Here is a 24,717-nt window from a genome sequence, read left to right as displayed (position 1 = left end):
CAGAACATAATCCAACGAGAGGTTACCATGGCCCCGATCACCATCGGCTTGAGCGAGCAGGAAGAAAGCGGCCCTGCCGACCGTGCATCCGCGGACACCCAGCGCGCCTTGCCCCTGGTGGCACGCGGCGCACGGGTGGCTTTTGCCGTGGTCTGCTCGATGTTTTTCCTCTGGGCCCTGGCCAACAATTTCAACGATATCCTGATCAAGCAGTTTCAAAAGGCGCTCGATCTCACGCGGATGCAGTCGGGCCTGGTGCAGACCGCGTTCTATTTCGGCTATTTCACCTTTGCCCTGCCGGCGGGGTGGGTGATGAACCGCGTGGGCTATCGCAACGGGCTGTTGATCGGGCTGGTGCTCTATGCGCTGGGGGCGCTGCTGTTCTGGCCGGCCGCGCATGTCCAGGCGTTCGGCTTTTTCCTGGGGGCGCTCTATATCATTGCGGCGGGCCTGGCTTTCCTGGAAACGGCGGCCAATCCGCTGATCACGGTGATGGGGCCGGCCAGCACGGCGGCACGGCGGCTCAATCTGGCGCAAAGTTTCAACGGGCTGGGCGCGTTTGTGGCGCCGTTCGTGGGCGGGGCGCTGATCTTTTCCGGGGTGGAGCGTACGCCGGCGCAGCTGGCGGCAATGGCCCCGGCGCAAGTGGCGGCCTATCGCACGCAGGAAGCCTTGGCGGTGCAACTGCCCTACCTTGGCCTTGGCCTGCTGGTGCTGTTCCTGGCGCTGGTCGTGCGGCTGACGCGGTTTCCCGCCGTGGACGAGCCGGCGCAGGGGGAGGGCGGCAGCCTTGCCGCCGCGCCCTTGCTGCGCAAGGCGGTGATCGCGCAGTTCTTCTATGTCGGCGCGCAGGTTTCGATCTGGAGCTATTTCATCAACTTTGCCCAGGATGCCACGCGCATCGGCGAAATGCGCGCGGCGCATCTGCTGGGCTATAGCCTGATGGCGTTCATGGCCGGGCGCTTTGCCGGCACCGCGCTGATGAAGCGGGTTCCGCCGGTGCGGCTGCTCACGCTGTTTGCGGTGATCGCGGCCGGGCTCTGTGCCGTTGCCATCATGGCGAGCGGGTGGACGGCGGTGATCGCGCTGGGGCTCTCGAGCTTCTTCATGTCGATCATGTTTCCCACGATCTTTGCCCTGGGGGTCTCTGGCCTGGGCAGCAAGACCAAGCTGGGTTCCTCGCTATTGATCATGGCGATCATTGGCGGGGCGGTGTTCCCGCCGCTGGTCGGGCTGATCGGCGATCATCTCCATTCGCTCAAGACCGGCATGGTCGTGCCGCTGGCCAGCTTCATGGTGGTGGCATGGTTTGGCACGCAGGCGGCCCGCGCCGTGGCACAGGAGCGAGGCTGACATGCGTGAGGTTTTCCTGCTCGACCTGGCAGACGCGGGCGTGGCCGCCGCCTATGATGCCTGGCACCAGCCGGGCCGCGTGCCGGCGGGCGTGATCTCCGACATTGTCGGATCGGGCGTGCGCGTGATGGAAATCTATCGCGTGGCCGATCGCCTGGTGATGATTACCGAAACCACCGGCGATGCCCCCGCCACAGATCGCGTAGCCAGCGCTGACTCACATGCGTGGGAGCGCACCATGGACCCGTTGCAAAAGCCGCTGGACGCCGCCCCGCCAGGGGTGAAATGGTTGGCGGCCCATCGCATTTTCAATCTGGCCGATCATCTAGACACAAAGGACCAAGCATGAAGTTGCTGCGTTTTGGAAACCCGGGGGCAGAACGCCCCGGCCTGCTCGATGCCCAGGGAGTGGTGCGTGACCTGTCCGGCGTAGTCGCCGACATTGCCGGCGATACGCTCTCGCCCGCCGTGCTTGACCAGTTGCGCGCGATCGATCCCGCCACGCTGCCGGCGGTTGAGCAGCCTGGCCGCCTGGGGGCGTGCGTAGCCGGCGTGGGCAAGTTCGTGTGCATCGGCCTCAACTATTCCGACCATGCTGCCGAAACCGGCGCTACCGTGCCGCCCGAGCCGGTCGCGTTCATGAAGGCCACCAGCGCCATCTGCGGGCCGAACGATCCGGTGATCAAGCCGCGGGGCAGCACCAAGCTCGATTGGGAAGTGGAACTGGCGTTCGTGGTGGGCAGCCATGTCAGCTATGCCGACGAGGACACCGCGCGCGCCGCGATCGCCGGCTATTTCGTGTGCCACGACGTGTCGGAGCGGGCATTTCAGATCGAGCGCCACGGCCAGTGGATGAAAGGCAAGGGCTGCGACAGCTTTGGCCCGATCGGCCCCTGGCTGGTGACCGCCGATGAAGTGGGCGATCCTGGCGAACTGGCGATGTGGCTCGAAGTCAACGGCAAGCGCTACCAGGACGGATCGACCCGCACCATGGTGTACAAGCCGGCCTTCCTGCTCAGCTACATGTCGCAGTTCATGAGCTTCCAGCCCGGCGATATCATCACCACCGGCACGCCCGCCGGCGTGGGCCTGGGCCTCAACCCGCAGGTGTTCCTCGACGTGGGCGATGTGGTGGAACTGGGCATCGAAAAGCTTGGCACCCAGCGCCAGGTGGTCGTCGCCGCGCCCTGAACCGGGCTGGCGCTTCAATTATGCGCAGCATGCAAGCCGCGCCGGGCCTTTGCGCCTGGCGCGGCTTTTGCGTGGCGGTACGGCCCAATATGTAACCTATGATGCCAGTTGTCTCGAAAGGGTCGGTACTCTAGTCTGGCCGAATAATACGAGCGCGTGGTTTCGAGGCGAACATGATGTCCTTCGTGCAGAGAGTTGGTCGATTGCGCGAAGACCTGCGCGCGCCACTCTATTTGCAGCTTCAGCAATTGGTGCGCCAGGCGATCGAGACCAAGGTCCTGACCCAGGATGACATGATCCCGGCCGAACGGGATCTGGCTCTCGAATATGGCGTGTCGCGCATTACCGTGCGCAAGGCGATCGATGGCCTGGCGCAGGAAGGCTTGGTGGTGCGTCGGCGTGGTTCGGGCACCTATGTGGCTGCGCGCGTGGAAAAGAGCTTTTCCAAGCTCTCGTCATTTTCCGAAGACATGCTGGCGCGGGGCCGCAAGCCGAGCAGCGAATGGCTGTCGCGCTCGGCTGGGCTGGTCACGCCCGAGGAATCGCTCTCGCTGGGCCTGTCGCCGGGGCGGCAGGTCTATCGCTTTCAGCGCCTGCGCTTTGCCGATGATGTGCCGATGGCGTTCGAAACCTCGACCATCGCCGCCGATTGCCTGGCGGGGATCGATGCCGTCAAGGATTCGCTCTATGCCGCGCTGGAAGCCGAGGGCAACCGCCCGGTGCGCGCGCTGCAACGGCTGCGCGCCATGCCGTTCCCCGGGGAGCAGGCGCGGCGCCTGGGGGTGGAAACCGGCCACGCTGGCCTGCTGATCGAGCGGCGCGGGTTCCTGGGCGATGGACGCGCGGTGGAATATACCCAGTCCTATTACCGGGGCGATGCCTATGACGTGGTCGCGGAATTGAACGCCGGCTGATCGGCGCCCAGCACATCTTGCAGAAAAAAGGCCCGCTTCCCTTTCAGGAAGCGGGCCATACCACGCAAGGGTTGTGGCTTTCAGGGTCTTAGAAGCGCCCGGTCACGCTGGCGGAGAACACGCGGCCGTTCTTGTAGACCGACGTGGGCGCCTTGGGATCGGAGCTGTACTGGTAATAGGTTTCGTCCAGCAGGTTGGAGGCGGTCGCCGTCACCTGCACGTGATCGTTGATGGTATACGAGATCTGCGCATCGAGCTGGCGATAGGCGTCGGTATAGTCCTGCGACTGCTGGCGGCCGAAGCGGTAGAAGTACTTCGAGCGACGGTTGTAGCTGACCCGCGCCTGGAACGGCCCGTTTTCATAGTAGGGCGAGATCTGGATCGTGTTGCGCGACAGGAACGGCAGGCCGGTGGACGCCTGCGTGTCTGCATCGGCAAACGTGTAGGCGGCCTGGATGCCGAAGCCCCAGATCAGGTTGGTATTGCCCGAGAGCGAGAAACCGGTGACGGTTGCCTTGCCGCCGTTGACCGGGCGCGAGATCGCATAGGTGCGGGTCTGGCCGGTGATCGGGTTGGTCAGCGTGGTGTCGAGCGTTTCGTTACCAACGTAGTTGCTGATATCGCGGTAGAACACTTCGCCCGAGAGGAAGCTGGACGGGGCGAAGTACCACTCGGCCGAAAGACCGAAGTTGGTCGCGAGATAGGGCTTGAGGTCGGGGTTGCCGCCGCCGCCGCTCAGCGTGCTGTCATCGAGCGAGAGATAGCCGGCAAGGTCGGAATAGCGCGGACGCGCCATGACCTTGGCGACCGCACCGCGCAGCACCACGCTCTGCCCGGCATCGTAGATCACGTTGAGGGCAGGCAGGAAGCGGTTGTCGGTCTTGTTGTACTGCACCAGGTTCACGGTCGAGCCGCTCTGGGCGTAGAAGTTGGATTCCACGCTGGTGCTGACGAAACGGCCACCGATGTTGCCGCGCAGCTTGCCACTTTCAAAGTTGGCCTGGATATAGGCTGCCTTGATGCGCTCGTTGACCAGCCAGTAATCGCCCTTGGACAGGCCGCGATCGTCGGTGAAGTTGCCATACTTCTTGAGCGTGGCGATGATCCCGTCCTTGTCCATGCCGACATAGGGCGCACCGTTGCCCGAAGTGCCCAGGCCATTGTAAAGGCCCGAGTTCAGCACGTTGTAGTCAAGATCAGCCAGCGTGAAATTCTGGTTGGTGAAGATCGCGTTGCTGTAGGTGGTGTTGCTGTTCTGGTGCGAACTGTAGCGGCCACCGAACAGCAGCTTGTTGAACGGGCCGACGTTGATGTCGCGCACGAAGTTGGCTTCGCCGTACCATTCCTTGTCGACCGTGAAGCCTGACTGGGTGGGAATGCCGCCGATCTGCCGGCCGAAGAACTTGCGGCCATCGGTGGCCGTGACGTTTTCGCCGCCCAGCGCGGTGTAGTTGCTCAGCCACTTGGTGGGATCGGTGGCCGGGCGGTCCCAGTTGACGATCGTGTTGCGGCCATTGGCGCCCGAGGTGAAGCCCTGCTGGGTACGGAAATCGAGCAGGTATTCGGGATCCTTGCCGCCCGAGGCGCGGGTATAGCCGACATTGCCGGTGATCGCCCAGCCTTCCGGCTTCCAGTCATAGGCCAGCGAGTAGGTGTCGTTCTTGATGCGGGTGCGGCGATAGAGCGTGTCGAGCTGGCCGGTGGCGCCGGTCTGGCCAGCCGGAATTCCCGAGAACGTCGCTTCGGTGACCAGGCCGTTGCCATACTTGGCCGAGATCAGGCGCGAGCCTTCATACCCGTAGGTATACATCGAATTCGACACGTTGTCGTAGTTGCCGCGGATGACCAGGCCAGTGGCGGTCAGCACCAGGTTGTCGGCTGGCTTGAGCTGGATCGCGCCATTGAAGCCCAGGCGTTCGCGATCCTGCTTGAAGAACTCGCGCGCCAGGAACGAGGCAAAGCGGGCGTCGGAGAAATCAGCCCGTTCGGTTGCCGACAGGGCCGAGATCGGCTTGCCGTTGACCGTGGCGGTGGCGGGCGCGTTATCGAGCAGGGCCTGACCGGTACGATACCAGTACACGGCCACGCCGGCGCGGCTGAGCTGCTCCTTGTCGTAGTTCACCGCTGCCAGGATGCCGATGGTTTCATCGGCGTTCTTCCAGCTGTAGAGGCCGCCGCCGCGGAAGCTGCCGCGCTTGGCGCGATCGTTGTATTCATAGCCGCCGTTGAAGCGGATGGTGTTGGCAGCCAGATCGAGTGGCTTGCGCGTGACGACATCGACGGTGGCACCGATGGCGCCTTCCTGCAGGCGGGCTTCGGGAGTCTTGTAGACCACGGCCTGGCTGATGATCGCAGGCGAAAGCAGCGAGTAGTTGAAGCTGCGGCTCGAACGGTCGGATGGGTTGCCGCCCCAGTCGGCCGAGGCGACCGAGTGGCCGTCGATCGTCAGGCGGTTTAGCGCGGGCTCCACGCCGGCGATGGACAGTTGCTCGCCTTCGCCAAACTGACGGTCGACGGTGATGCCCGGCAGGCGCGACAGCGACTCCGCCACGTTGCTATCCGGGAATTTGCCCACGTCTTCGGCGCTGATCACGTCGACGATCGAGTTGGCGTTGCGCTTGATCTCGATGGCGTTGCGCAAGCTGGCGCGGATGCCGGTGACAACGATGCCCGAACCATCGCCCGAACTGCTGGAAGCGGTTTCGCCCGGTCCTTCCGCAGCGGTCTGCGCCTGCGCCGCAATCGGCATCGCGACCATCGCGGTTGTGGCGATCAAAAGGAAGCGCCGCACGTTCATTCCCATTCCCCCAGTTTTTCAGCGCACCGCGCTGATCCCTCGCCGAAGCCCGGTTCGGCCACGTAACTTTTCCCGTCTGGGGATGAGGCCCATTTTGTTACCAAACCCCCATTTGGTTATGCATATGTTATATGTCACACTTCGAGAATCCAGGAAAAAATTGGAAATGTCTTCAATATGTTTCATATTCTCTCTATGAGAATGAAATTTATATATAAAAATTGGTGCCCAAAATGATGGACGGCGCTGTCATTCCGGCGGGTGAAACGCGCAAACGCCGATGGCACCGCGAATCAGCGCGGGGCGGCGCTGGCGGTGTGAATAAGAACCAGTTGTTGATTGGTACTGTTTTGCGCGGCGTGGCGCGGGGCGATGGCGCCGGTGCGCCTCACGCAAGAATGCTCGCCGCTACCGCCCCTGGCGTGGGGCGGTATGGCTTGGCGATGTCAGATGATGGAAATGGTCGGGGAGACAGGATTCGAACCTGCGACCCTCTGCTCCCAAAGCAGATGCGCTACCAGGCTGCGCTACTCCCCGACACGAGCATGCCCTTAGGTTTGCAGGGCGTTGCGTGCAAGCGCGAAGTTGCAGCCGGGGATTATGCTGCCACGCTGAAGCGGGTGGCGTAGCGCTGGCTGATCTGTTCCACCGGCAGGACGACGCAGACATCGACGGTGTTGAACGCGTGATCGATGAACGCGCCATCGCCAAAGCGCGCGCCGCAACGCAGATAGCCCTTGATCAGCGGGGGCAGCGCCAGCATCGCGCGGCGCTCGTCATAGCTGCCGCGCGGCAGGCGTTCGAGCGGCACGGCGCAGCGGGCATTGGGCCGCACCTGCGGGCGCTGTTCTGCCGGGGCCAGGCAGGTGTGCGCCAGCAACGAGAGCGCGGCGGCATGGGCATCGGGATCGATGCCGGAAAACGAGGCGCAGCCGAACATCAGGCCGATATCGTGGGCGGCGATGTAATCGGCGATGCCACGCCAGAGCAGGGAAATCGTGGCGCTGGTGCGGAAGGTCGGCAGCACGCAGGACCGGCCCAGTTCCAGCAGTTCGCCGCCGACCCTGCCTTCACCGGCCATCAACGGGGCAAGATCGAATTCGCCGGCGCTGTAAAACCCGTCCGCCGCCCGCGCCACGCTTTCGCGCAGCAGGCGATAGGTGCCCACGACCTGGCCATCGGGCACAGTGGTGCCGGGCTGGTCTTCATCGATCACCAGCAGATGATCGCACAGCGCATCATAGGGATCAGCGTCAAGCTGGCTGAGCAAGCCGTGGGCCTGGGCGCCCATTTCATCGAAAAAGACCTGCCAGCGCAGCTTCTGCACTGCCACGAGATCGGCGCCGTCGCGCGCCAACCGCACGGCCAGACGCCGCTGCCGCTTGTCCATTCCGATCACTTCGCCCATCGAACGCGCCCTCCGTTCGGAACGCGATAGCGCACGGGCATGACGCCGGTTTTGCAGAATGATGATGATCGTGGGTCATTTGTGGCAAGCGTGTCGCGCGCCTGTCGTAATTGCAGCGCCGCAAATGCAGCGCCGCCATGCTCGCGGGGTGGTGGTAGGCCCGGCAGGATTTGAACCCGCGACCTAGCCGTTATGAGCGGCCAGCTCTAACCACTGAGCTACGGGCCCCCGTTGCGCCCCATGCCGTTAAAGCGCTGCCGCGCACTTGGCAAGAAAGCGTATGCGGCGCAGCGCGATGGCGGTTTCAGATCAGGGCGGCCTGCATGATGTCAGACACACTGGCAGGCTTGATGCCGCAGCAGGCCAGGTGCGTGAACACCACGCGCCACCAGTCATAGAGCTGGTCAAGCTGGCGGGCATCGCGCACATAAGGTGTGTGCCCAGGGCGCAGCGACGGGCTGTGGAACGAAAACACCAGGATCGGCAGGCCATCGGCCAGCGTCAGATCGATGCAGCGGATGGCCTCGGCCGCAGTGACGCCTTCGGGCGTGAAGGGCACGCGGTTCATCAAGCCTGCGCGGGCCATCGCCCCGCGCAGGCGTGGCACCCGCCATAGGCGCGGAAACAGCCATGGCCCCTGACGCCGCAACACCCCGGAAAATACCGTGGTCAGCGGCAATTCCATCAGCCCGCCCTGGCGATCGACCCACCAGGGATGCAGCGGCAGCGCGGTGAAATCGGGGCCGCCCTGGCTGGAATAATCGAAATGGCTGCGTACCGAGGTATCGATCGCGATGCCCGATTCCGCCAGGATCTGCGCCGTGGCCGCCCCTACGCCATAGCGCCCGGCGCGATAGATGCGGGGCGCTTGGCCAAACGCGGCCGAGATCGTGTCGCGCAGCTTGACCAGCTTGGCGCGTTCCAGCGCCGGTGGCAAATTGCCGGCAAAGCTGTTGAATACGTTCAGCTGTTCCTGGTGCGGCGGATTGACCCAGGGATGCAGCTGCACCCCGATTTCGGCGCGGCCATGGCGAACGGCATCGCCCAGCGCCATGCCCACGGCCGGATCGCTGGCGATGGGATAGTCGATCAGATAGATCGGGGCGACACCGAACCCCTCGCAAAACTGCTGGAACTTGGCGAGGCGTGGCACATGGCTCAGGCCGTGGCCGGTACGCTCGAACGGCTTGGCCCAGTCGAATTCCTCTTCGGTGTCGACGGTGACGACGAAACGCTGCCCGAATTCAGGGGCAAAGTGCACGCGGGCATCGGGCGGGGGCGGGCGGCTGATCCGCGCCGGTGCGCCCTGGCGCTCGCCTTCGCCCCCAAGCCGCGATGGCACCGTGGTCAGCCCGCCTGCGCCGGGATGGCGCTATCGCCGCCGACAAAATCGTGCGGCGAGACAGCAGCGGGCAACTGTGCGAGCAGCCGCGCACCTTCGCGGCGCAAGCCACCGCCCATGGCCCGCAATTCCGCTGCCGCCAGGCGCAGGGCAAAGCCATTGCCCATCATGCCGCCAGGGCCCAGGCCGCCGGCCTGTTGGCCACCGCCCTGGCTGCGGGCGCCATCGGCGGCAAACAGCGTGGCATCGTCGCGCATGGCGAGCGTTGCCGGCAATGGCAGGTCGAGGCGCACGGCTGCGGGCGCGCTATCGCCGGGAACGGGCGCGGCGAACGTGATGGCCAGGCGCTCCCCCGGCGCCGCCGTGCTGGCGATTACCGCGAGCAGGCGCCACATCGCATGTTCGAGTTCGGCCGCGGGGGCTGCAACCCGTACCGGTTCTGCCGGGGGCTGCCAGCGCAGGCGCACTTCACGTGGGCCGATCACCGGATCGAGCTGGGCCAACTGCCGGCTGACCAGCGCGGCCAGATCGATGCCGCTGTCGGGCGCGGGCATCTCGGCAGCGCCGGTTTCCAGCCGGGCCAGCCGTTCCAGATCTTCAAACCCGGCCAGCATGCGGGCGGCATCGGCCGCGATGCTGGCGGCCAGGCTGCGGTATTGGTGCGGCGTGGCGCCAAATACCTGCTGCTGGATCATTTCGGCAAAGCCCTGGATCGCATTGATCGGGGTGCGCAACTCGTGCAGCGTCTGGCGCAGGCGATCGGCGCCCTGGGCCACTGGAGTCTCGGCCTCTGCCGGGGCGCTGGCCTGGGTTGCGGCCGGGCGGCGCAGGCAGGCGCGATAGCCGGCAAAGGCGCCGCCAGCGCGGGTGAACACCGGCACGGCATCGCATTGCCAGGCGCCCGCCACGGCCGGCGCACCATCGAGCATGAGCAGCCCGGCGGTGATCGGCAGCCGCGCGGCAAAGGCGCGGGTGCTGCGCGCATCGAGCCGCGCGGGCGCATGCGGCTGCGCGGTGAAGGGGCGATGGCCGACCAGCATCGGCGCCCAATCGGCATCGGCGGCAACCACCGTGCCGAGCGCATCGATCGCGATGGCGATGCTTTCCGGGCGCAGTGCGGTGGCCGGTGGCTCGTCGGCAAAAGGCAGGCGCGGGTGCGGATCAGCCGCAGTGGCCAGGGCAGGAGCGCCGGGGCTGGCGGCACCGGTGGGGCGCGCCTCACGGTCGCGGCGGAACGCCTCGATCCGCCGCACGATCGCGCCGATGCCCTCGCTCGCGCTGGCAGAAAGCAACGGGGCGGGCGATTCGGGCAGAACGGCCTCTATCGGCTCTGCTGGCGGCGCCTGCGCCACGATCGGATCGACCTTAGCCATCTGATCAACCGGCGCGGACAGCGCAAAGTCATCAATACCCAGCCGCGCGAGCAAGGCATCGACCGCAGGGCTCAGGTCGCGGCGGTGGCGCAGGAAGCCGCGCGCGTGGATCGGCAGGCGCGGCACGAGCGCGAGCCAGTCTGCCTCGGCAAGCCGGGCGGCGCGGATCGCGGCCAGCGCCAGGCGCGGCGCCTGCGCGGCAAAATGGCTGACCAGGCGGGGATGGCCGAGCGGCGTGCCGGCGAGCAGTGCGGCGGCGCCCTCATGGCCGCCGGGCGCCGTGGCGATTTCGTGGAACAGCGCATCGAGCCGGGCAAGGGCGGCATCGTGCGGCGCGGCCCAGGCATCGGGCGCCACGCGGCCAAGCAGATCGGCCAGCTGCCGGAACTGCACCCGCATGCCCGCCGGCCCGGCGGCGCGGGTGCGCAGCACGGTTTCCAGCCGATCGTCCACCACCAGGGCGGCGCCAGCCGTTGCGGCATGCGCAGGCATCAGGGAAGGATCAAGATCGGCAGGCATCGCTCTGGCGCCAAGGCATCCTGTTGTGCGGTCTTCTGCCATGGGGCAATGCCTGGCGAGAGGCAAGCCGGTTACGGACCGTTTCGGAACTCATCCTTGTGCCTTTATCGGTCAGGTTTTTAAGAAAGTGTGGCGAACCCGCCCACCATGCGGTGAATGGTGATCCGTTCATCGTGGAGCGGGTTTTTCCACACTATGCACCGGCTTTGGTGATGGTGCGTTGCATTGCAGGACAATTGCGATATGAGCTAATAATATTAGCTTCACTGCCAGCGGTGACGCACAATCTTGCGGGTCGAGCGGCTAAAGAACACGAACATGGCGACATTGGACGGAATTGACAGGCGGCTGCTGGCCGAGCTTCAGGATGAGGGCCGCGTAACCAACGTGGAACTGGCCCAGCGCGTGGGCCTTACGGCGCCGCCCTGCCTGCGCCGCGTGCGCGCGCTGGAAGAGGCCGGCGTGATCCGCGGCTATCATGCCGATCTCGATCCGGCCAAGCTGGGTTTCGCGATCACGGTCTTTGCGCTCGTCAGCCTGAAAAGCCAGGCCGAGGAATCGCTGCGCCAGTTCGAAGAGCACATGCGCACGCTGCCCGAAGTGCGCGAATGCCACATGCTCAATGGCGAGATCGACTTCATCCTCAAGATCGTCAGCCGCGATCTGCAAAGCTTCCAGGAATTCCTGACCAGCAAGCTGACGCCCGCGCCCAATGTGGCCAGCGTCAAGACCTCGCTTACCATTCGCACCGCCAAGCAGGTGCCGGGCGTTCCATTCACCGAGTGAAGCGGGCCTTAACTCCCCATCCTCTTTAGAGGAGGGGAGAGTGGTGGCGGGCGCCCTTTAGGGCAGGGAGCCGCCGCGCGGGTTACTGCGCGGCCTTGGCCTGCTTGTGGTGGCGGATCACTTCCTCGATTACGAAGCGCAGGAATTTTTCGGAAAATTCCGGATCGAGCCGGGCATCCTCGGCCAGCTTGCGCAGGCGCGCGATCTGGCGCTCCTCTCGGCCGGGATCGCTGGCGGGCAAGGCTTTTTCGGCCTTGTAGGCACCCACGGCCTGGGTGATGCGAAAGCGTTCGGCCAGGATGTGGATCATCGCGGCATCGATGTTGTCGATGCTCTGGCGATAGCCGGCCAGAACCGGATCGGTGCCTTCGGCGGATGCGCTCATGTGCTTTCGGGCCTTTGTCAGTGGGGTATGCAAAAGTGTCGCTCTGCCGCTACCGTGCAACTTGCGACTTGCCAAGCCGTGCACCACGCGCCAAGCGGGCAGCAATGACTGCTACCCTCCATACGCTCCCCCGCAAGGCCGAACCCTCGCTGGCGCCGCTGATGGCGCTGGTGGCCGACGGCATGAACAGCGTCAACGCCGTGATTCTCGATCGCATGCAATCGCGTATCCCGTTGATCCCGGCGCTGGCCGGCCACCTCATCGCCGGCGGTGGCAAGCGCATGCGCCCCATGCTCACGCTCGCCGGGGCGGCGCTGCTGGGTTATGGCGGCAGCCGCCATTTCAAGCTGGCCGCAGCGGTGGAGTTCATCCACACTGCCACCCTGCTGCACGACGACGTGGTCGATGGATCGGACATGCGGCGCGGCAAGAAGGCCGCCAACATCATCTATGGCAATCCGGCCACCGTGCTGGTGGGCGATTTCCTGTTCTCGCGCAGCTTTGAACTGATGGTCGAGGACGGCTCGATCAAGGTGCTGCGCATCCTGTCGGGCGCATCGGCCGTGATTGCCGAGGGCGAGGTTGACCAGCTGGTGGCGCAGCGGCAGGTGGAAACCAGCGAAGAACGCTATCTCTCGATCATCAACGCCAAGACCGCAGCCCTGTTCGCCGCTGCCTGCCGCATTGCCGCCGTGGTGGCCGAGCGGGACGAAGCAGACGAACTGGCGCTCGACGCCTACGGCCGCAACCTGGGCATTGCGTTCCAGCTGGCGGACGATGCGATCGACTATGATTCCGACGCGTCGGAAATGGGCAAGGACCAGGGCGACGATTTCCGCGAGGGCAAGATGACCCTGCCGGTGATCCTGGCCTATGCCCGCGGCAACGAGGAAGAGCGCGGGTTCTGGCGCGATGCCATCGCCGGCAATCGCAACAGCGACGCTGATCTGGCCCATGCCATCACCTTGATTCGCAAGCATGATGCGGTGAATGCCACGCGCGAGCGGGCGCGCCATTATGCCCAGCGCGCGATTGACGCCATTGCCGGCTTCCCCGCCAGCGCGGCCAAGGCGGCGATGGGCGAGGCCGCCGAATTCGCCGTCGCGCGGCGGTATTGATCAGGGCGTGACGAAGCCTGGTGCTGCGCCGTTTCAGCGGAACACGTGCACCAGTCCTTCGATCACCGATGAGCCGGCCAGCGGGCCGATCAGCATCATCACCAGGTTGATCGCCACGAGCACCACCACGATGCGCTGCCGGCGCGGGGTGAGCCTGGGCGCCGGTTCGGGCTGGCGATTGGGTGGGGCTGGCGGCCACGGATCTTTCAGGTCAAGAAACATGGGTCCTCTCGGGGCAGGCCGTGCCGCGATCGGGCACCGTTGCCCATTGTGGTATCATGGTTCTGACCGCGTCGCATCGGTCCTCATGGGAAGTTTGGCCCGATTCGGCGCTACTGGCTTGTTTCCCAACGCATAAAGGCATGGCTCATGACTGCGACCCCGTTCCGTCCCGTCCTCTATCTCAAGCGTTCGTGCCCGTTCTGCCTCAAGGCGGTCGCCTTCCTGGCCGAGGCCGGGCAGCTCGACAGCGTGGACCTGCGGGCCTTCTGGCCCGGTGACGAGGACGAAGCGCCGATCCGTGCGGCTCTGGCGCCGCATCTCGACAAGGTGACCTTTCCCACGCTGGAAGTGGAGCCGGGCCGCTTCATCGCCGATTCCGATGCCATCGTCGCGCTCTATGCGCAAAAGGTCGGGCTCGATCCCGCGACGGCGCCGTTCTATCAATATGTCATGGCCGGGCCATTCCGCCGCCTGCGCGAGGCTTTTGCCGAGCAGCAGGAACTGGAAAAGCTGCGCGCGCAAGGCTGATGTAGCGGGGCCTTGGCGCGCCGCTGTGCCGGCCCTCGCCAAGGCCGGGCCAAGGCGATAAGGGCAGGCGGGTGACCGATCTGCCCATCCACGCCGTCTTGCCGGATCTGCTGGCTGCCCTGGCCGCCAGCCCCAATGCCGTGCTCATCGCGCCGCCGGGCGCGGGCAAGACGACCACGGTGGCCACGGCCTTGCTGGGCGAGGCATGGTGCACCGGCACGGTGATCCTGTTGTCGCCCCGCCGCGTGGCGGCGCGCGCTGCGGCCGAGCGCATGGCCGACCTGCTGGGCGAGGCGCCGGGCGAGACGGTCGGCTATCTCACCCGGCTCGACAGCAAGCGATCGGCACGCACCCGCGTGCTGGTGATGACCGAGGCGATCTTTGTCGCCACGATCCTGGCCGATCCCGAACTGACCGGCGTTTCGGCCGTGCTGTTTGACGAAGCGCACGAACGGCATCTCGATTCCGACCTTGGCCTGGCGCTCGCGCTGGAAGCGCAAGGCGTGCTGCGCGAGGATCTGCGCGTGGTGGTGATGTCGGCCACGCTCGACGGCACGCGCTTTGCCGGGCTGATGGGCGCGGATGCGAACTGCCAGGCGGCGGTGATCGAAAGCGCCGGCAAGGCCCATCCCTTGCGCATTCGCTGGCTGGGCAGCAGTCCGCAGTTACGCACCGAGCAGGCCGTGGCCAATGCCATTGCCCTGGCCTGGGGCGAAGAGACAGGCGATATCCTGGCGTTCCTGCCCGGCGTGCGCGACATCGATCGCACGGCCGAAATCCTCGCGCAGCGTCTGCCCCACGCGCTGGTGCTGCCGCTGCACGGGCAGGTCGATCCGGCAGGTCAGCGTGCCGCGATCCGCCGCGATCGCGAGGGCCGGCGCCGGATCGTGCTGGCGACGGCGATTGCCGAAACCTCGTTGACGCTTGATGGCGTGGCAGTGGTGGTCGATGCGGGACTTTCGCGCCGGGCAGAGTTTGACAAGGTGGCAGGGGTGACCCGCCTGGTCACCACCCGCGCCAGCCAGGCCGCCGCCGCGCAGCGCGCCGGGCGTGCCGCGCGCCAGGGGCCGGGCGTGGCCTATCGCCTGTGGGAAGAAGCCGCCCACGCCGGGCGTGCGCCGTTCGATCCGCCCGAAATCCTCAATGCCGATCTGGCCCCCCTGGCGCTGACTCTGGCGCAATGGGGCGCGGGCGATCCGGCGGCGATGGCCTGGATCGATCCACCACCGCCTGCCGCCATGGCCGCAGCGCAAGCGGCGTTGGCGGCCTTGGGCGCGCTGGACGGGGAAGGGCGCATCACTGCCCACGGCCGCGCCATGGCCAGCCTGCCGATGGAGCCGGCGCTGGCGCACATGCTGCTGTTTGCCGCCCGCCATGGCGCGGCGCAGGATGCGGCACGGCTGGCGCTGCTGTTGCAGGAACGCGGCCTTGGCGGCAGCGGCGATGATCTCGCCCGCCGGTTCGATCGCTGGCAGGGCGATCGCGGGGCGCGGGCCGATGCTTCGCGCAAGCTGGCCGCGCGCTGGGCCAATATGGCGGAACGGGCAGCGCGGGGGGCCTTCGACAAGCGCAGCCCGAACGGGGTGGAGGGCGTGTCCCAAGGTTCCGTTCGCCCTGAGCCTGTCGAAGGGCGCCAGCGCAACGCAGCAAGGCCGCCGCTAGCCGTGCTTCTGGCCGAAGGCTTTCCCGATCGCATCGCCCGCGCACGCGGTGCCAGCGGAGAGGAATGGCTTTCGGCCGGTGGGCGCGGCTATCGCCTCGATCCCGCCTCTCCGCTGGCCACGGCGCGCTGGCTGGTGATCGGCGATGCGCAGGGAGAGGCCAAGGGCGCCCGGATCATGAGCGCGCTGGCGCTTGACGAGGACGATGTCACCACCTGGCTGGCCCACCGCATGGACCAGCGCCACACCCTGACGTGGAACGCTGGCGAGGGCCGGGTGGAAGCGCGGCTGGAGCGGCGGCTGGGCGCGATCGTGCTGGCGCGGGTGCCCGATCCATCGCCACAGCCGTCTGCGGTCACGGCCCTGCTGCTCGATGTGGTGCGACGCGAAGGGCTGGCGGCGCTGCCGCTGGGCGGTGCGGCGCAAGCGCTGCTGACCCGCGCCCGCTATGCCGGGCTGGCCGCGCTCGACGAAGCGACCCTGCTCGCCGATCTGGAGGAATGGCTGGCCCCCTTGCTGGCCGGGCGGCGCGATCTGGCCATCGCGGCAGGCAAGCTGCACGAGGCGCTGGAAAACCGGCTGGACTGGAACGAGCGGCAGACGCTCGATCGGCTGGCGCCGCCGCACTATCGCTCGCCCGCCGGGACCGGCCATGCCATCGACTATGCCCACGAAGGCGGTCCGGCGGTGGAACTGCGGGTGCAGGCACTGTTCGGCCTCGATCGCCATCCCACCATCGGCCAGCCGCCGCGCCCGCTGCTGCTGTCGCTCACCTCGCCGGCCGGCCGGCCGATCCAGACCACGGCCGATCTGCCCGCGTTCTGGCGCGGATCGTGGCGCGATGTGGTGAAGGACATGAAGGGCCGCTATCCCCGCCATCGCTGGCCCGAACAGCCGTGGACCGAAGATCCCAGCCTCAAGACCCGCAACGCGTTCGAGGCGACGCGCAAGGGCTGAGCAAAATCAGCTTTCCTGCGCCTGTGGCTCGGTAATGATCCGTTCGCGTGCGGCGCGCAGGTCGCCGCCTTCGATCTGGATCTTGAGCCGCTCCTTGTCGCGCGCGCGGTACATGTCTTCGGCGCGGGTGATGATTTCCTCGCTCACCCCGGTTTCGGCCAGCGCCAGGCGCGCCATCTTCACCGCCGATTCCATCACTTCGCGGATCACCCACTTGGCCGGGGAGCCGCGCAGCCGCACCACCGCGCGCCGATCGAACGCGCGCACGAAGATGGCCGCCTGGGGAAAGGCCTGCTGCACCGCTTCCAGCGCGGCGGCGTCCATCTGGTCGCCATCCATGCAGAACAGGATCAGCGCGGCCTCGTCCGCGCCGGCCTGGCGCAGCAGGTCGAGCCGGGTGCCATCACCGAAATAGACCTTGGCCCCGAAATTGCTGGCCACGTCGATCATTTCCACGTCGGTATCGATCAGCGTAACCGTCAGGCCGCTGGCATTGAGCATCTGCGCCACGGTCTGGCCAAAGCGGCCATAGCCCACGATCAGCGCATTCGCCGCGTCGCCGGTGGGCCCTTGGCGTTCGCCCTTCACCGCGCGCGGATCGTTGCGCAAGGGCTTGGTCAACGCCATCAGGAACGGCGTGGTGGCCATCGACAGGGTCACGATCGCGCCAAACAGGCTGGCCGCCTCGGGCGCGATCAACTGCGCGTGCTGCGCCTGGGCAAACAGCACAAAGCCGAATTCGCCGCCCTGGCTCAGCAGCAGGCCCAGCGCCAGCGCGCCGCGCCACGGCATGCGGAAGGCAAGGCCGATGCCCATGATCACCACTGCCTTCACCGCCACCAGCGACAGCGCCATGGCAATCACGAACAGCGGCCGCTCGGCAATGGCATGAAGATCGAGCATCATGCCCACGGCCAGGAAGAACAGCCCGAGCAGGATGGAGCGGAACGGCTCGACATCGGCTTCCAGTTCGTGGCGATAGGGGCTGTCGGCCAGCATGACCCCGGCGATGAACGCGCCGAGCGCGGTCGACAGGCCCAGCGCCTCCATCACCGCGGCTGAGGCCATGACCGTGAACAGCGCGGCGACCACGAACATCTCGCGCTCGCCCAGGTTGCCGATCAGGCGGAACAGCGGCCGGATCAGATAGCGCCCGGCCAGGATCAGCCCGGCGATCGCCAGCACGGTATAAAGCCCCAGTTGCCAGCCCGGCGGGCCATTGGCATCGGCCGGATTGCGGCTGAGCGCAGAGATCAGCGTGATCATGGGGATGATCGAAAGGTCCTGGAACAGCAGGATGGCAAAGGTCCGCTCGCCAAACGGCGTGCGCAACCGGCCCGAGGCCTGGAGCATCGGCAGGACCTGCGCGGTGGACGAGAGCGCCAGCGGCAGGCCCAGCGCGATGGCGGCCGTCAGGCTGAAATCGGTGCCGAAGTTGATCACTGCCGTGATCGCCGCGCCGCACAGGACCACCTGCAACAGCCCCAGGCCGAGGATATCGCGCTTCATCCGCCACAGCCGCGACGGGTTCAGCTCCAGCCCGACCAGGAACAGCAGCAGCGTGATGCCGAGTTCGGCAATGCCCAGCTTCTGCTCGGCCTCGCCCACCAGGCCCAGCACCTGCGGCCCGACCACGGCACCCGCCAGCAGGTAGCCCAGCGTGGCCCCCAGGCCCAGCCGGCGGAACACCAGCACGAAGACCATGGCAAAGCCAAGCAGCAGAAAACCATCGTGAAGCATCGAGGGGGGCTGGTTCATGCCTCTTGCCTCGCCTTCCCTGCCGCCCGCGTCAACCCATCGTGGGCAAGCCGCGGCAACAAGGCGGCCGGGAACGGCGGCGCGTTGCGGGCGATCACTCCACGCGGTGGAACGTGGTGGTTTCAAGGCCGGGAATGGCATTGCCGGGCCAGATGATCGTTTCAGTCATCGATCGCTGGTCTTTGGCGACCGCATAGACGCGCGTAGAAACCGGGGCGCCGTTCTTGCCCAGGGTCATCACCAGGGTATTGGGCGCAGGCTGGCGCAGCGATACCGTGTCGATGAAATCCATCGTTCCCGTCACCGGCGCCGGCACGCCATCGAGCGCCGCCGTCGATTCCGCCTTGTGGGCGGTGCCATCAGGACCGATCATGTCGACCATGGTTGTCCAGCGGCCGTCGGCGGCCTTGGCAAAGGCAATGGTGACCTTCTGCGGCCGCTCCTCAGCGGGAATTCGCGCGACATCGAGCGACCAGCGGCCGAGCAGAGGCATGGCCTTGGCGGGCGTCGCCTGCGCCGTTGGAGCGGGTAGGGCGGCCCCGGTGCGGGGCGGCAGCACCTGTCCGGTGGAAACCAGCAGGCCTGCGGCGGCAAGTGAAAGCGCGGTAAGCATGGCAAGCAATCCTTTCGACCATCGGCGCCCGATGATGCGGGGCGCCTCTGCCGTTTCGGGCGGATTGCTTGGCGCGGTAAGCTCAGGATTTCTGTCCCAACTTTTTTGAGCCGCCAGCATGCGCGCCAACTCGCGGCTACTGCCCACCCCGGTCTTGCGCCGCGCATCGCGCAGCCGCTCGTTGATCGAGGCTTCCGACCGGCCCAGTTGCAGCGCGATGGATTTGACCGTGTGCCCCGCCGTCAACAGGCGCAGGACCTCGCGTTCCTTGTCATTCAATGCCGCCAGCGAGACGGGTGCAGGTTCCGGGGCTGCCATGCCCCTTGCTCACCACAGGTGCCCCACAGCGTCCATCCCAAATTTCTTGGGTGGCGATGGCATGCGGGACACGGTGGATGTCGTGGGTGCAAAAATGGTGCGGCTAGAGGCACCGCAAAAACCGATCTATGAGTTTGATTATAATAGGAAAAATTAAACAGTATTTCGCAAAAGGCCCCCGATAAAGCCCCCAATTCGCGGGGTGGGGGCCTCTTGGCTGGCGCTGCATTCGGCAGGTTCTGGCGTTCCTCGTTTTTCCGGTGTTCCCGGTGTTCCGGGTGTTCTCTGGTTTTAAATCAATGCTTTGCGTCGGTGTTCCGGGTGTTCCGCCGGTGTTCTGCGGTGTTCCCGGCCTATCCCATGGCTTTCAGCCGGTTGATCAGGCCCCACATATAGGCGTTGCTCTGTTCTTCCAGATCAAGATAGCGGTCCAAATGGCGCTGGAATGTCGCGTGGTGCATCCCCTTCGGGCGGGTCAGCACACCGCCCCAGCCTTCATCGCAGCCCAGCTTGCGCTGGATGCGGCGGGCCGATTCAAACGGGCGATCGTGATGGGCCAGGCGCTGGCTGGCATAGCCCAGCCGCCAGGCCTTTCGCCCGGCAAAGCGATCGCCGCCCGGCGGCTTATACAGCTTGCCCACGCGCAGGCCGGAATAGGGGCAGATCATCCACCAGCGCTTGCCGCCCAGGCGCGGGCGGGTGAAGGTGAGGCGCACGGTCTGCCGCACATGCTCCCGCTCTTTGCCTTCGCCGCGCCAATAGGACAGTTCCAGCCGCTCTTGCCCCGGTTCGTCCATCCGCGCGGCATAGCTGATGGAACCGGACGGCTCCACGCCGCAAGACCAATGCAGCGTGCTGCGGATATGCTGTCCCTCCACCGCGCGCCCGGTGCGCAGCATCCACGCCAGATCGATGCGCAACGATGCATCCACCGTGGGCCGCCCGCCATGCCTGCCTGAACCGAAACCGCCCATAGTTCTGCCCCCGATTTTCCAACGCCAATTTAGGGAACCGGGGCGGCGCCGGCAAATACCAGTGCGCCACGCGGCTTATGGCTTTTCCAGCTTTTCCAGCTTTTTCAGATTGGCAAGCAACACATGCTCGGCATGGGCGGATGTGGTTGCCGGCAAGAATGAAAGGCTGATGCGGCGTTTGACGCGAATTCCCAAGCTCAACTTTCAGTGCGTATAACACCGAAGGTTGTTTCACCTACACCGGAAATTTCTTGACAGGCGAGCTTTTATTAAAGGCTCTACAGTCCAAATTCACTCTCATCGCTATCCTCTGAGAGGGGCGCCCCCGATGGCTCTGACGCCTCACCATAAATCGCAGTCTCGAATACACGCCATGCGTCGTGGCGCGTGATCAATGCCCTGCCACGCCGCGCGGCGGCGGCGGCGTGCGCTGCATTGAGATCGGCCACCAACGCGGTTTGAACGGCAAGGTCAGACGGCATCGGGAAGGTCAAACCAAGGAGAACGGGTTTGGTCACGTTCTTCATCATTCCGGATTCTGTCGAGAACTCGCCCAAAATCTGTCGGCGGACCAAATCCGTTCGCAGGACTTGCGCGAGAAAACGCAGGTTCACCGGGCTGGAAGCAAACGGAATGACGCGAAAAATCTTATCGCAGACCATCAGTCGCGGCGGCGGGGCCTCAACATAGCAGCACTGTCCCACAAGCGAAGCAGCTCCGCTGGCGCGGGCGATCAAAACGTCACCAGCACGGACCTCTAAGCCGGGCCTTGCGGCAAGTTGAGGAGGTAACGCCTTGTTCTCGTTCGCCTTGAATGTGCCGGAGGAAACGGCGCTGACCTTCAACACGCCCCATTCCTCGCCATCGGCGGGGCGCGTCAAGCATTGTGGGCTCCAGCCGTTTTCCAGATCGGCGATTACGTCCTCAAGCGCGACGATGGGATAAGGGCTTGGCGGCGGTTCGGTGCCGGTGACGTGGCGCAGCACGGCTTCATGGCTCCACCGGCCAAGATCGGAAAAACGCGCCACGAATACCGGGCGATCCGGGAGCGGGGGCGGGGCCACGATGCCCAACGCCTTCTCAAATGCCCGCAACCCATCGGCTTCCAGTTGCCCGGCCTCCACCTCAAGCGCCTCTGCCTGTGCAAGCGCAGCCTGATAGGCAGCAACCAGCGCACGCTGATCGTCAATGCCGGGGCACGGCACGCGCATTGAGCGAAACGCCTCCGGGGTGACACGCTTGCGACCGCTGGTGCCGCTGGCTTTCTGGCGAAGGTCAGCGATGAAATGTCCCGTGCGAAGGACCATCTTCAGATAATCGGCGTCGAGCGCGTCGGGGGCCGGGGTATGGATCGGATATTCTGCCGTAACGACAGCGGTGCCGATGCTTTCGGGAATGACGCCAATCGCACCAAGGCGCGCGTCGATTTTGGAAAACACAATGTCGCCGGGGTGCCCGACGAACATCGCACCTTGAAACGGCTCCGATCGATCACGGACAGAGATTTCCCCGGTCAGATGGACGGTGATCGGCTTGTGGTCGCCGAACTTATCCGCCGTCGTTGTTTCCAAACGCGGAGTGACTAAATCGTCGATCGGCGACAGCGGATAGATGCTCGCCTGTGCTGTCAGTGCCTCATGCGCGGCCCAACTGTCTAACTCCCCCCACCACCGGATCAGGCAGCGAGGGGCACCTGAAAATCCGGCAGTTCCTCCGCGTTAGCGCCCGCTTCAAGCCATGCATGGAACGCGCGCCACGCATCCAGCACCTGCGGCAGTTCGTTGGGGACGTTTTCGCCGGTGTCGCCGGTCGAACTGATCCCGACAGCTTGCGGCGCTGCAAGGAACACTGGATAATCGAAGGCGGCGCGCACATGTGTCCACAGTGCGGCGGTGTGGTCGGCGTCGATTTTCTTGAGCTTTCGAGAAAGCCCACGCGCCGCCTCGGCAGCAGCCGCTTTCGCCGCTTCCTTGTCTTCCCAAGTATTCTTGAGCGCTGCCCGCGCCGCCTTGAGCTTCTTGGCGTCCTTGCCCTCTTTGCGCCAGCGGGCCGGTTCGACGCGCGAAGGCGTCGCCATGCGAGGATAGGCCGGTGCCACCCCGGCACGCCAGCCTGGCCCCACCTGTTCCTCGCCCAGCGCAGCGAGATTCGCCAGCGCCTGCGCCACGTCGGCATCGCCGCCCGTCAGGATCGCGTCGCGCGCGGCGGCGCAAGCGGCATCGCGCTCCGCATCATAGGTGGCGTCCAGCGCGGCATGTGCGGCTTCCCAAGCAGCCTCCCATGCCGCTTCTTCCTCAGCGGTGAACCGCCGGAGCGTGACGACCGAACACTTCACGGTCGCCTTGCTGGACCGGAAGGTTTCTTCGGGCAGGCTGACCACGGCGAGCAGCTTTGCCCGGCCCTCGCACCAGCGCCGCAGCCAGTTGAGCGAGGGGTTGTTGAGGTTGCCATCAGGCAGAACGATGTTGAGCAAGCCGCCCGGCTTGAGCAGGCCAAGGCACCGCTCGACAAAGATCACCTCGGTATCACGGCTGGTCTTGTCGCGCCCGATCTCAAACAGGTCGAGCACCGGGGTTCGCCCTTCCTGCGCCTTGATCAGCCGCGCGTGGTTTTCCTTCCACACGTCGCCGTAGCGGTCGCCATGCTTTTTGATAAGGTCATCGTCGGTGGTGATCTGCGTTTCGTCGCTGTCGCCAAGCCGCTGATCGCGCCCGACTGTGGAGCCGAACGGCGGGTTGGTGACGATCAGGTCGAACCGCTCCGGGAAGATGCCGTTCACATCGACAAGGCCGTCGTGGTGATGAATGCCGCCGTGACCGTCGCCGTGCATAATCATGTTCATCTTGGCAGTGCGCGCCGCGCGCGGCTCCGCGTCGGTGCCGAAGATGCAGCCCCATGCCAGCCGCCCCAGCCGCGTATCGACCGGCTTGTTGTCGTCGGTGGACGGCAGCAGCTCCTTGTTGATCTCGATGAACGCGGCTTCGATGGCGTCGGCCTCCGCATCGGGATCAAGCCCCATGGCTTCGATCTCGGCGCGCTTCACGTCCTTCCGCGCCTGAAGGTCTGTTTCAATGTCTTTGCGGACGTGCTCGAACGCGCGGATCAAGAAGCCTCCAGAGCCAGCAGCCGGATCGCAGATAAGCTGGCCTTCGCGCGGATTGAGCATCTCGACCATGAAATCCACGACGGGGCGCGGCGTGAAGAACTGGCCCAATTCGCCGCGAAAGGTCGCACCAAGGAACTTCTCGAACGCGATGCCCTTGATGTCATCGCCGGTCTTGGCGAGGTCGAAAGTTTGCAGCGTCTCGACAATGCGCCGAAAGGTCGCTTCCGAAATGTCTAGCGTATCCTTCTCGGTGAAAAGGCTGTCGGCTTTGTAGAAGTTTTTGGTCTGATCAAAAAGCTGCTGATGAACCGGTGGATCACCGGGCAGGGCGAGCTTCTTGCGGTTGTCGAGATATTCAGTGGTGAACGTGCCGTGGAGGCCGGATCTTTCCACGAACATCTTGATGAAAAGCACCTTGGAAATGGCATCGAACGCGGCGGTGGGGTCTTTCTTGTGTACGTCGCGGATAATGTCGTGGCTGGTTTGCAGCAGGCGCGTGAATTCGGTGCGATTGAAGGCGCGCTGAGCGTCCTTGATCGCCTTGATCTTTTTCGCGTCGCCCCAATCGGCGGCGGCGGGGATTCGGGCAACTGACTTGAACTTACCCGGCGCGGCAGGGACGACCTCATACGGCTCGGTGAAGCGCCGGTTGTGGGCAATGAAGAACTCTGCACCCGTGGAGCGCGCATAGCTTTCGCCCTGGTAGTAGTCCTTGAGGTTCAGGCTGACGCTTTCTGCCTTGCACTCGACCACGATCTTGGCGGAAGCCCCGTTGGCCTTGTCGCCTGCCGATCCCCAAACCACAATATCGGCGCGGACGGATTTGGTGCCTGCCTGCATTCGCAGTTCCTGCCCCATCTGTTCAAGCCGATAGCCCAGTACCAAATGCAGATGCCGGATGAATTCCTGCCGAACCTCTTCCTCCGGCTTGCCCGTCAAATCACGCCATTCATGCTTCAGCGGCACCCAAACGAATGTCCCCTTGCGGTGGAGCCCTTCGGCGGGGAACGGTGAGGAAGGTGCTGCCAGTTTTTTAGCCATGATTGCGCCCTAGTTTATGGCAATTGAATCGTCAGCCATAAATGTGATTTTTTGCATGGATGCTGGTCGTGTCCCACGGGTGGGGATCAGACCGGTAATGGTGATGAAATCCGCCACATCGCCGCGCTGAAACACGAAATCGGACGCGCCCACTTTGGTCATGTGCTGGGGTTCGTTGATCACGATCAGCGCCGGATCGATCGATTCAAACAGGCGGGCCAATGCCGGGCGAAAGCTGTGTTCGGTGGTCTGGCCGCTGGCGTAAAGCCGGCGCACTTCATCGAGATAACCCTGAACGTCCATTGCCAAGCCGGCCCCCATTCCCGTGATGCCAAAGGCTTAGCCGCGCCATC

The 24,717-nt window shown here is 65.2% G+C and carries 20 protein-coding genes and 2 tRNA genes; 8 read left to right on the top strand and 14 right to left on the bottom strand.

Going from position 1 to position 24,717, the window contains the following annotated elements; genetic code table 11:
* Positions 1–27: 27 nt before the first annotated feature.
* The 4 genes from fucP (at position 28) to C8K14_RS05310 (ending at position 3,458) form a co-directional block, all read left to right on the top strand.
* Positions 28–1,353: an L-fucose:H+ symporter permease gene (gene fucP / locus C8K14_RS05325; protein ID WP_107715935.1), complete on the top strand. Its 1,326-nt coding sequence runs from the start codon at positions 28–30 to the stop codon at positions 1,351–1,353.
* 1 nt (position 1,354) lies between these two features.
* On the top strand, positions 1,355–1,702 hold the full coding sequence (locus C8K14_RS05320; protein WP_107715934.1) for an L-rhamnose mutarotase: 348 nt from the start codon (positions 1,355–1,357) through the stop codon (positions 1,700–1,702).
* Complete coding sequence (locus tag C8K14_RS05315; RefSeq protein ID WP_107715933.1) at positions 1,699–2,544, top strand: fumarylacetoacetate hydrolase family protein; 846 nt, start codon at positions 1,699–1,701, stop codon at positions 2,542–2,544. The genes C8K14_RS05320 and C8K14_RS05315 overlap by 4 nt, the downstream gene beginning before the upstream one ends.
* A 176-nt stretch (positions 2,545–2,720) precedes the next feature.
* Positions 2,721–3,458, top strand: coding sequence for a GntR family transcriptional regulator (locus C8K14_RS05310; RefSeq protein ID WP_028657496.1), 738 nt, complete (start codon positions 2,721–2,723; stop codon positions 3,456–3,458).
* Between the two features lie 88 nt (positions 3,459–3,546).
* Here C8K14_RS05310 and C8K14_RS05305 read toward each other — a convergent pair whose 3' ends face one another.
* The 6 genes from C8K14_RS05305 to C8K14_RS05280 all read right to left on the bottom strand — a co-directional run bounded on the left by C8K14_RS05305 (position 3,547) and on the right by C8K14_RS05280 (position 10,870).
* Positions 3,547–6,255 (bottom strand): TonB-dependent receptor, encoded by a 2,709-nt coding sequence (locus C8K14_RS05305; protein ID WP_107715932.1) that lies wholly within the window; start codon positions 6,253–6,255, stop codon positions 3,547–3,549.
* 460 nt (positions 6,256–6,715) lie between these two features.
* Positions 6,716–6,792, bottom strand: a tRNA-Pro gene (locus tag C8K14_RS05300).
* A gap of 61 nt (positions 6,793–6,853) precedes the next feature.
* The gene (locus C8K14_RS05295) at positions 6,854–7,663 is read right to left on the bottom strand and encodes a GNAT family N-acetyltransferase (RefSeq protein WP_231627522.1); all 810 of its coding nucleotides are present in this window, start codon (positions 7,661–7,663) and stop codon (positions 6,854–6,856) included.
* Positions 7,664–7,815: 152 nt separating this feature from the next.
* Positions 7,816–7,891 (bottom strand) — tRNA-Ile (locus tag C8K14_RS05290).
* 76 nt (positions 7,892–7,967) lie between these two features.
* Positions 7,968–8,954 carry a polysaccharide deacetylase family protein gene (locus tag C8K14_RS05285; RefSeq protein ID WP_107716021.1) on the bottom strand — a complete coding sequence of 329 codons (987 nt, stop codon included), beginning with the start codon at positions 8,952–8,954 and terminating at the stop codon, positions 7,968–7,970.
* A 56-nt stretch (positions 8,955–9,010) separates the two neighbouring features.
* Positions 9,011–10,870 carry a histidine kinase dimerization/phospho-acceptor domain-containing protein gene (locus tag C8K14_RS05280; protein ID WP_158271868.1) on the bottom strand — a complete coding sequence of 620 codons (1,860 nt, stop codon included), beginning with the start codon at positions 10,868–10,870 and terminating at the stop codon, positions 9,011–9,013.
* A gap of 345 nt (positions 10,871–11,215) precedes the next feature.
* Here C8K14_RS05280 and C8K14_RS05275 point away from each other — a divergent pair, with 345 nt between their 5' ends.
* On the top strand, positions 11,216–11,683 hold the full coding sequence (locus C8K14_RS05275) for an Lrp/AsnC family transcriptional regulator (RefSeq protein WP_054130649.1): 468 nt from the start codon (positions 11,216–11,218) through the stop codon (positions 11,681–11,683).
* Between the two features lie 82 nt (positions 11,684–11,765).
* Here the strand turns inward: C8K14_RS05275 and C8K14_RS05270 are convergent, their stop codons facing one another.
* A complete protein-coding gene (locus C8K14_RS05270) occupies positions 11,766–12,068 on the bottom strand; it encodes a chorismate mutase (protein ID WP_022677957.1) in 303 nt (100 codons plus the stop codon).
* A gap of 104 nt (positions 12,069–12,172) precedes the next feature.
* Between C8K14_RS05270 and C8K14_RS05265 the strand changes: the two genes are divergently transcribed.
* The gene (locus C8K14_RS05265; protein WP_022677958.1) at positions 12,173–13,186 is read left to right on the top strand and encodes a polyprenyl synthetase family protein; all 1,014 of its coding nucleotides are present in this window, start codon (positions 12,173–12,175) and stop codon (positions 13,184–13,186) included.
* A 33-nt stretch (positions 13,187–13,219) separates the two neighbouring features.
* On the opposite strand, the gene C8K14_RS05260 is transcribed toward C8K14_RS05265, so the two are convergent.
* Positions 13,220–13,408 carry a hypothetical protein gene (locus C8K14_RS05260; RefSeq protein WP_107715930.1) on the bottom strand — a complete coding sequence of 63 codons (189 nt, stop codon included), beginning with the start codon at positions 13,406–13,408 and terminating at the stop codon, positions 13,220–13,222.
* A gap of 147 nt (positions 13,409–13,555) precedes the next feature.
* Here C8K14_RS05260 and C8K14_RS05255 point away from each other — a divergent pair, with 147 nt between their 5' ends.
* Both C8K14_RS05255 and hrpB read left to right on the top strand, forming a co-directional pair.
* A complete protein-coding gene (locus C8K14_RS05255; RefSeq protein WP_107715929.1) occupies positions 13,556–13,936 on the top strand; it encodes a glutaredoxin in 381 nt (126 codons plus the stop codon).
* A gap of 71 nt (positions 13,937–14,007) precedes the next feature.
* Positions 14,008–16,554, top strand: coding sequence for an ATP-dependent helicase HrpB (hrpB, locus tag C8K14_RS05250; protein ID WP_107715928.1), 2,547 nt, complete (start codon positions 14,008–14,010; stop codon positions 16,552–16,554).
* Between the two features lie 6 nt (positions 16,555–16,560).
* Here the strand turns inward: hrpB and C8K14_RS05245 are convergent, their stop codons facing one another.
* The 6 genes from C8K14_RS05245 to C8K14_RS05220 all read right to left on the bottom strand — a co-directional run bounded on the left by C8K14_RS05245 (position 16,561) and on the right by C8K14_RS05220 (position 24,673).
* On the bottom strand, positions 16,561–18,312 hold the full coding sequence (locus tag C8K14_RS05245; RefSeq protein ID WP_022675475.1) for a cation:proton antiporter: 1,752 nt from the start codon (positions 18,310–18,312) through the stop codon (positions 16,561–16,563).
* Positions 18,313–18,406: 94 nt separating this feature from the next.
* Positions 18,407–19,243 (bottom strand): helix-turn-helix transcriptional regulator, encoded by an 837-nt coding sequence (locus tag C8K14_RS05240; protein WP_107715927.1) that lies wholly within the window; start codon positions 19,241–19,243, stop codon positions 18,407–18,409.
* Between the two features lie 353 nt (positions 19,244–19,596).
* On the bottom strand, positions 19,597–20,175 hold the full coding sequence (locus C8K14_RS05235; protein ID WP_108338586.1) for a hypothetical protein: 579 nt from the start codon (positions 20,173–20,175) through the stop codon (positions 19,597–19,599).
* A 320-nt stretch (positions 20,176–20,495) separates the two neighbouring features.
* Positions 20,496–21,788 (bottom strand): hypothetical protein, encoded by a 1,293-nt coding sequence (locus tag C8K14_RS05230; protein ID WP_107715925.1) that lies wholly within the window; start codon positions 21,786–21,788, stop codon positions 20,496–20,498.
* 104 nt (positions 21,789–21,892) lie between these two features.
* A complete protein-coding gene (locus tag C8K14_RS05225) occupies positions 21,893–24,364 on the bottom strand; it encodes an N-6 DNA methylase (protein ID WP_107715924.1) in 2,472 nt (823 codons plus the stop codon).
* 9 nt (positions 24,365–24,373) lie between these two features.
* Positions 24,374–24,673 (bottom strand): hypothetical protein, encoded by a 300-nt coding sequence (locus C8K14_RS05220; protein ID WP_133726763.1) that lies wholly within the window; start codon positions 24,671–24,673, stop codon positions 24,374–24,376.
* Positions 24,674–24,717 lie beyond the last annotated feature (44 nt).

It is taken from the genome of Novosphingobium sp. GV079 (assembly GCF_003058045.1).
GTDB lineage: Bacteria > Pseudomonadota > Alphaproteobacteria > Sphingomonadales > Sphingomonadaceae > Novosphingobium > Novosphingobium capsulatum.
This window is presented reverse-complemented; position numbering and strand designations above follow the sequence as displayed.

What these genes read in the sequence shown, in the direction of transcription:
- fucP (WP_107715935.1), top strand. Translation starts at nt 28, where the DNA reads ATGGCCCCGATCACCATCGGCTTGAGCGAGCAGGAAGAAAGCGGCCCT.
- C8K14_RS05320 (WP_107715934.1), top strand. Translation starts at nt 1,355, where the DNA reads ATGCGTGAGGTTTTCCTGCTCGACCTGGCAGACGCGGGCGTGGCCGCC.
- C8K14_RS05315 (WP_107715933.1), top strand. Translation starts at nt 1,699, where the DNA reads ATGAAGTTGCTGCGTTTTGGAAACCCGGGGGCAGAACGCCCCGGCCTG.
- C8K14_RS05310 (WP_028657496.1), top strand. Translation starts at nt 2,721, where the DNA reads ATGTCCTTCGTGCAGAGAGTTGGTCGATTGCGCGAAGACCTGCGCGCG.
- C8K14_RS05305 (WP_107715932.1), bottom strand. Translation starts at nt 6,255, where the DNA reads ATGAACGTGCGGCGCTTCCTTTTGATCGCCACAACCGCGATGGTCGCG.
- C8K14_RS05295 (WP_231627522.1), bottom strand. Translation starts at nt 7,663, where the DNA reads ATGGGCGAAGTGATCGGAATGGACAAGCGGCAGCGGCGTCTGGCCGTG.
- C8K14_RS05280 (WP_158271868.1), bottom strand. Translation starts at nt 10,870, where the DNA reads ATGCCTGCGCATGCCGCAACGGCTGGCGCCGCCCTGGTGGTGGACGAT.
- C8K14_RS05275 (WP_054130649.1), top strand. Translation starts at nt 11,216, where the DNA reads ATGGCGACATTGGACGGAATTGACAGGCGGCTGCTGGCCGAGCTTCAG.
- C8K14_RS05270 (WP_022677957.1), bottom strand. Translation starts at nt 12,068, where the DNA reads ATGAGCGCATCCGCCGAAGGCACCGATCCGGTTCTGGCCGGCTATCGC.
- C8K14_RS05265 (WP_022677958.1), top strand. Translation starts at nt 12,173, where the DNA reads ATGACTGCTACCCTCCATACGCTCCCCCGCAAGGCCGAACCCTCGCTG.
- C8K14_RS05260 (WP_107715930.1), bottom strand. Translation starts at nt 13,408, where the DNA reads ATGTTTCTTGACCTGAAAGATCCGTGGCCGCCAGCCCCACCCAATCGC.
- C8K14_RS05255 (WP_107715929.1), top strand. Translation starts at nt 13,556, where the DNA reads ATGACTGCGACCCCGTTCCGTCCCGTCCTCTATCTCAAGCGTTCGTGC.
- C8K14_RS05245 (WP_022675475.1), bottom strand. Translation starts at nt 18,312, where the DNA reads ATGAACCAGCCCCCCTCGATGCTTCACGATGGTTTTCTGCTGCTTGGC.
- C8K14_RS05240 (WP_107715927.1), bottom strand. Translation starts at nt 19,243, where the DNA reads ATGGCAGCCCCGGAACCTGCACCCGTCTCGCTGGCGGCATTGAATGAC.
- C8K14_RS05225 (WP_107715924.1), bottom strand. Translation starts at nt 24,364, where the DNA reads ATGGCTAAAAAACTGGCAGCACCTTCCTCACCGTTCCCCGCCGAAGGG.